We start from the raw sequence: 6,561 nt of genomic DNA on the forward strand, positions 1-6,561 counted from the left end.
GGCAATCCGCAGCACCATCAGAAGCGCGGCACCGTGACCATGGGCGGCACGATCTTCATCCTCGGCTCGATCGTCGGATACGTCGTGGGATGCTACGTCGGCAACAATCCGCCGACGGTGTCCGGGCTGCTCGTGATCTGGCTGATGGTGGGCTTCGGAGCGGTCGGCTTCATCGACGACTTCCTGAAGGTGCACCGCAACAACAGCCTCGGGCTGTCCGGCTGGCGCAAGATCGCCGGGCAGGTGTTCGTCACCGTGACCTTCGGCATCGGGGCCCTGATGTTCCCGAACGTCGACCGGCAGACCCCCGGATCGGCGTACATCTCCGTGTTCCGCGACGTCCCCGTGCTGTCGTTCATGGCGCTCGGCCTCGTCATCGGCTGGATCGTGTATCTCATCTGGATCACGTTCATCGGGGTCGCCTGGTCGAACAGCACGAACCTCACCGACGGCCTCGACGGACTCGCCACCGGAGCCGGCATCCTCACCATCGCGGCGATGAGTCTCACCACGTTCTGGCAGTACAACCAGTCCTGCACGACGGCGGCGCTCGTCGCGGTGAACCAGCCCGCGTGCTACGACACCCGCGACCCCATGGACCTCACGATCATCGCGGCGTCGTTCGTCAGCGCCCTGGTCGGGTTCCTGTGGTGGAACGCGCCGAAGGCGAAGGTCTTCATGGGCGACGTCGGCTCGATGGCGATCGGCGGGGTGATCGCGGCGCTGTCGATCCTCGGGCACACCGAGCTGCTCACGATCGTCACGGCGGGGCTGTTCATCCTGGGGCCGGCCAGCGTCATCCTGCAGCGCTTGTACTTCAAGGCGACCCGCGGCAAGCGGCTGTTCCTGATGAGCCCGTTCCATCACCACCTCGAGTTCCTCGGCTGGCCGGAGATCACGATCGTGGTGCGGATGTGGGTCATCGCCGGGATGCTGGCGGTCACCGGGGTCGGCCTGTTCTACGTCGAATGGCTGAGCCACTGATGGCGGCTCCGCTCGACGAGCTCACCAGCTGGAACGCGGACTGGACGGGCCTCCGGGTCGCGGTGCTCGGGCTCTCGGTGACCGGGTTCTCCGTCGCCGACACCCTCGCCGAACTCGGCGCCGTCGTGCTCGTGGCCACCGAGAGCGCGTCCGAGGAGTACGCCCGGCTCGTGCCCGTCATCGGGGCGGAGCTGCACGTCGGCCCGCTCGATGAGGTGCCGCCGCGGCTCGCGGACTTCGCGCCCGACGTGGTCGTCGCCTCCCCGGGCTTCCCGCCGCACCATCCGGTGGTCGTCTGGACCCGGCAGCAGGGCATCGCCCTCTGGGGGGACGTGGAGCTGGCCTGGCGGGTGCGCGACAAGGTGCCGCGTCCCGACGGCACGCCCGCCGACTGGGTGCTCATCACCGGCACCAACGGCAAGACGACCACGACGCAGCTGACCGCGTCGATGCTGGTCGCGGGCGGGCTGCGCGCCGCACCGTGCGGCAACATCGGCGTCCCCGTGCTCGATGCCGTGCGCGACCCGGGCGGGTTCGACGTGCTCGTCATCGAGCTGTCCAGCCACCAGCTCTGGTACCTCGGGCTGCAGCAGGACGGACCGCGCCCGGTGTCGCCGCTCGCAAGCGTCTGCCTCAACCTCGCCGACGACCACCTGGAGTGGCACGGCTCGTTCGAGGCGTATCGCGACGCGAAGGCGCACGTCTACGCCCACACCCGGGTGGCGTGCGTGTACAACAAGTCGGATGCCGCGACCATGCGGATGGTGGAGGAAGCCGACGTCGTCGAGGGCGCCCGCGCGATCGGCTTCGACCTGGGCGTGCCCGGGCCGAGCGACCTGGGGCTCGTCGACGGCATCCTCGTCGACCGCGCCTACCTCGCCGACCGGCGCACGAGCGCCCGGGAGCTCACCACGCTCGCCGAGCTGCAGGAACGCGGACTCGCCGCACCGCACGTCGTCGCCAACATCCTCGCCGCCGCCGGGCTCGCGCTGGCGCTCGACATCGAGCCGGCTGCGATCCGCGAGGCGCTGCGCGGCTTCCGGCTCGACCCGCACCGCATCGAGGTCGTCGCGGTCGCCGACGGCATCACCTGGGTCGACGACTCCAAGGCGACGAACCCGCATGCGGCCGCCTCGTCGCTCGCCGCCTACCCGGGAGCCGTCTGGGTGGTCGGGGGTCTGCTCAAGGGCGTCGACATCACCGAGCTCGTCGCGGGACGCGGGGCCGGGGTGCGGGCGGCGATCGTCATCGGTCTCGACCGGGAGCCGATCGTGTCGGCGTTCGCACGACACGCGCCGACGGTGCCGGTCATCGAGATCGTCCCGGGCGACACTGAAGACGTCATGGCGCAGGTCGTCGAACGTGCGGCCGAAGTGGCCCGTGACGGGGACGTGGTTCTGCTCGCCCCGGCCGCGGCGTCGTTCGACCAGTTCTCGTCCTACGCCGACCGCGGCCGGCGCTTCGCCGACGCGGTGGCGCAGCGAACGGGAAGGGGAACCGGTGGCAGCCAGTCAGGCGACATCCGCTGAGCCGCGCCGCGGGCTGTCCGCGCGCATCGTCCTCGGCCGGGTGTTCGCGCCGGTGCCGAGCGAGTTCGTGCTCATCGCCTCGACCGCCCTGCTGCTGACCGGGTTCGGGCTGACGATGGTGCTGTCCGCCACCACCGCCAGCTCCATGGCCGCCGGGCAGGATCCCTACGTCGCGCTGCTCAAGCAGGCGATCTTCGCGGCCATCGGCATCCCGCTGATGTTCATCGCGAGCCGGATGCCGGTGCTGTTCTGGAAGCGCATCGCGTGGCCGGCGCTCATCTTCGCCGTGCTGTTCCAGCTCACCGTGTTCACGCCTCTCGGCGTCTCCGCCGACGGCAACCGCAGCTGGATCTACATCTTCGGCCTGCAGGCGCAGCCGGCCGAGTTCCTCAAGCTCGCCCTCGCCATCTGGATGGGGGCGGTGCTGGCGCGCAAGCAGCCGCTGCTGCACAAGGCCCGGCACGCGTTCATCCCGGTGATCCCGGTCACCCTGATCGTGGTGGCCACGGTCATGGCCGGCAAGGATCTCGGCACCACGATGATCCTCGGCCTCGTCTTCACTGCCTGCCTGTTCTTCTCCGGGGTTCGGCTGCGGCTGTTCATCCTGCCGGTCGCGATCGGCCTGGCGGGCGTCGCGTTCTTCGTGTTCACGAGCCCCGACCGCATGCGCCGCATCACGACCTTCGCCGGCTCGGACTGCCTGGCCCAGTACTACGGCAACTGCTATCAGACCCTGCACGGCATCTGGGGACTCGCCAGCGGCGGCGTCTTCGGCCTGGGGCTCGGCAACTCCAAGCAGAAGTACGACTGGCTCCCGGCTGCCGCGAACGACTACATCTTCGCGATCGTCGGAGAGGAGCTCGGGCTCATCGGCTGCGTCGTCGCGCTCGCGCTGTTCACCCTCTTCGCCGTGGGCGCGTTCCACGTCATCCGCAAGACCCGGGACCCGTTCGTGCGCACCGTCGCCGGCGGCATCACCATCTGGATCGTGGGCGAGGCGCTCATCAACATCGCCGTCGTGCTCAAGCTCTTCCCGGTCATGGGCGTGCCGCTGCCGTTCATGTCGCAGGGCGGAACGTCGCTCGTGGCGGTGCTCGTCGGCTGCGGCATCCTGCTGAGCTTCGCACGGTCGCTGCCGGCGAGGACCTCCGCGCCGACGGGTACTCTCGCACGGTGACCACGTATCTGCTCGCCGGCGGGGGGACCGCCGGCCACGTCAATCCGCTCCTCGCCGTCGCCGACGGGCTGCGCGCCCGCGACCCGCAGGCGCGGGCGCTCGTGCTCGGCACCAGCGAGGGGCTCGAGGCGCGCCTCGTCCCGGAGCGCGGGTACGACCTGCTGATCGTGGACAAGGTGCCCTTCCCGCGTCGCCCGAACGGTGCCGCGCTTGCCTTCCCTCGGCGGTTCGCGCGCGCCGTGGGGCAGGTGCGCCGGCACATCCGCACGCATGGCGTGGACGCGGTCGTCGGCTTCGGCGGATACGCCGCCGCGCCCGCCTACGTCGCCGCGCGACGCGAGAAGGTGCCGTTCGTCGTGCACGAGGCCAACGCCAAGCCCGGGCTTGCGAACGTCCTGGGGGCGCGCAGCGCGGCATCCGTCGGCGTCGCGTTCGAGGGCACGCCGCTGCGCCGCGGCGAAGTGGTCGGGATGCCGCTGCGCCGCGAGATCGTCGAGCTCGACCGGGCCGCGGTGCGCGCCGAAGCCGCGGAGTTCTTCGGGCTGGACGCGTCCCGGCCGACACTCCTGGTGTTCGGCGGCTCGCTCGGGGCGGTGCGCCTCAACGACGCGTTCGCCGGCGCCTGGCGGGACGTGCTGGATGCCGGCTGGCAGCTGATCCACGTCACGGGGGAGCGGTCCGAGCTTGCCGACCCCGGCGTCGCGGGCTATGCGCAGCGCCGGTACGTGGACCGCATGGACCTCGCGTTCGCGATGGCCGACCTGATCGTGTCGCGGTCGGGCGCGGCGACGGTCAGCGAGATCAGCGCCCTCGGCATCCCCGCCGTGTACGTGCCGTACGCCGTCGGCAACGGCGAGCAGAGCCTCAACGCCCGCTCGGCCGTGGCGGCCGGTGCGGCGCGGCTCATCCCGGACGCCGAGTTCACGGCCGACCGGGTGCGCACGGAGATCGTGCCGCTGCTGCGCGACGATGCGGCGCTGGCACGGATGCGGGATGCCGCCTCACATGCCGGAACCCGGCGCGGCACCGAGAACGTCATCGCCCTCATCGATCGGGCGCTGGCCGTCGGCGTGCGCTGACCGGCCGGGCGCCGGCATCCTGCGTGCCGGGCGGATCCTCAGCCTGCGCGGGCGCGCCCTGGAGACGCCCTCAGGGAGCCAACCTAGGATTGACGGGTCATGATCAGACCCGATTTGAGCCTTCCCATCCCCGAGCGCATCGAGGCGGCGCACTTCATCGGCATCGGCGGTTCCGGCATGTCGGGTCTCGCGCGCATGTTCCTCGAGCGCGGCATCCGCGTCTCCGGGTCGGACCGCGCCGACAGCAAGGCGCTGCGGGATCTCGAGGCTCTCGGCGCGCGGGTGCACGTCGGTCACGACGCCGCGAACCTCGGCGATGCGGACACGGTCATCCACACCGGCGCGATCTGGCCGGAGAACCCCGAGTTCGTCACGGCGAAGCAGCGCGGGATGCCGGTCATCCACCGTTCGCAGGCGCTGTACTGGCTGATCGGGGGACGGCGCCTCGTCTCCGTGGCGGGGGCGCACGGCAAGACCACCTCGACGGGCATGATCGTCACCGCCCTGCAGGCGCTCGGCGACCAGCCGACGTTCGTCAACGGCGGTGTCATCGCCCAGCTCGGCGTGTCGAGCGCCACCGGCTCCGACGAGCTCTTCGTCATCGAGGCCGACGAGTCCGACGGGACGTTCCTGCTGTACGACACCGCGATCGCGCTGATCACCAACGTCGACCCCGACCACCTCGACCACTACGGCACCGACGACGCGTTCTACGCGGCCTTCGCGCAGTTCGCCGACGACGCCGGCGAAGCGGTCGTGATCTCCACCGACGACCCCGGCGCCCAGCTCGTGCGGGCCCGGCTCCGCCACGCCCACGTCGTGGGGTTCGGTACGGCGGAATCCGCGGACGTGCGCGTCTCGGACGTGCGCACCGACGGTCCGGTCTCGTGCGCCATGACCTACCGCGGCGAGACCGTCCGCGTGCGGCTGCAGGTCGCCGGCGTGCACAACGCCGTCAACGCCGCAGGCGTCGTCGCCGTGCTGGTGACCCTCGGCTTCCGGTTCTCCGACGCGGTGGATGCCGTCTCCGGCTTCACCGGCACCGTGCGCCGCTTCGAGCTGCACGGGATCGAGCACGGGGTCAGCGTCTACGACGACTACGCGCACCACCCCACCGAGGTCGCTGCCGCACTCGCCGCGGCGCGCACCGTCGTCGGCGACGGCCGCATCATCGCCATCCAGCAGCCGCACACGTACTCGCGCACGCAGCACATGGCGCAGGAGTTCGCCGACGTGCTCGAGCAGTACGCCGACCACACGGTCATGCTCGACGTGTACGGCGCCCGCGAGGATCCGATCCCCGGTGTCACCGGCGAGACCGTCTCGTCGCGGTTCGCCGACGCCTCCCACGTGCACTTCGTGCCCGACTGGCAGGAGGCCGCGGACTACACGGCCGCCATCGCGCGGCCCGGCGACTTCGTGATCACGCTCGGCTGCGGCAACGTCCACCTGATCATCCCGCAGGTGCTCGCCGCCCTCGCCGGCGCGGAGCCGCGCGACGGCGGGACCGCGGGGCAGTGACCTGATGCGACGCCCTCCGCCGATCCAGCCGCCGCGACGGCCGGACTCCGGGGCGCCCGCCGACGCCGACACCATCGAGGCCGACCAGCCGTTCGTCTCGCCGTTCCACCGCGTCGCCCAGCGGGGGCGGACGGCCCCCGAGGCTCCCGGCGTCCCGCAGGACCACGCCGTTTCGTCGTCGAGCGCAGCGGACCCGGTCGAGCCTCCCGTCGGCATCCGCGACGTCTGGCGGGCCGCGCGCGCCCGCCGGCGTGCGCTGCACGCGGAGGCG

Annotated in this window: 5 protein-coding genes and 1 pseudogene; all 6 read left to right on the top strand. The window is 71.4% G+C overall.

The window, feature by feature from the left end:
• Positions 1-984 (top strand): phospho-N-acetylmuramoyl-pentapeptide-transferase (gene mraY, locus VJR25_RS12850; RefSeq protein WP_324115627.1); only part of this gene is annotated, 984 nt, incomplete at its 5' end.
• Positions 984-2,513 carry a UDP-N-acetylmuramoyl-L-alanine--D-glutamate ligase gene (gene murD / locus VJR25_RS12855; protein ID WP_414683785.1) on the top strand — a complete coding sequence of 510 codons (1,530 nt, stop codon included), beginning with the start codon at positions 984-986 and terminating at the stop codon, positions 2,511-2,513. The genes mraY and murD, both read left to right, overlap by 1 nt.
• Complete coding sequence (ftsW, locus tag VJR25_RS12860) at positions 2,485-3,690, top strand: putative lipid II flippase FtsW (protein ID WP_324115629.1); 1,206 nt, start codon at positions 2,485-2,487, stop codon at positions 3,688-3,690. The genes murD and ftsW overlap by 29 nt, the downstream gene beginning before the upstream one ends.
• Entirely contained in the window at positions 3,687-4,769 is a 1,083-nt protein-coding gene (locus tag VJR25_RS12865; protein ID WP_324115631.1) for a UDP-N-acetylglucosamine--N-acetylmuramyl-(pentapeptide) pyrophosphoryl-undecaprenol N-acetylglucosamine transferase, read from the top strand. Before ftsW ends, VJR25_RS12865 begins: the two co-directional genes overlap by 4 nt.
• A 99-nt stretch (positions 4,770-4,868) precedes the next feature.
• Positions 4,869-6,290 (top strand): UDP-N-acetylmuramate--L-alanine ligase, encoded by a 1,422-nt coding sequence (gene murC, locus VJR25_RS12870; protein ID WP_324115633.1) that lies wholly within the window; start codon positions 4,869-4,871, stop codon positions 6,288-6,290.
• A gap of 4 nt (positions 6,291-6,294) precedes the next feature.
• A pseudogene (locus VJR25_RS12875) lies at positions 6,295-6,561 on the top strand (hypothetical protein); the annotation flags it as partial.

This window comes from Microbacterium sp. (assembly GCF_035277845.1).
GTDB lineage: Bacteria > Actinomycetota > Actinomycetes > Actinomycetales > Microbacteriaceae > Microbacterium.

Coding starts and splice junctions, on each gene's coding strand:
- murD (WP_414683785.1), top strand. CDS start 984: ATGGCGGCTCCGCTCGACGAGCTCACCAGCTGGAACGCGGACTGGACG.
- murC (WP_324115633.1), top strand. CDS start 4,869: ATGATCAGACCCGATTTGAGCCTTCCCATCCCCGAGCGCATCGAGGCG.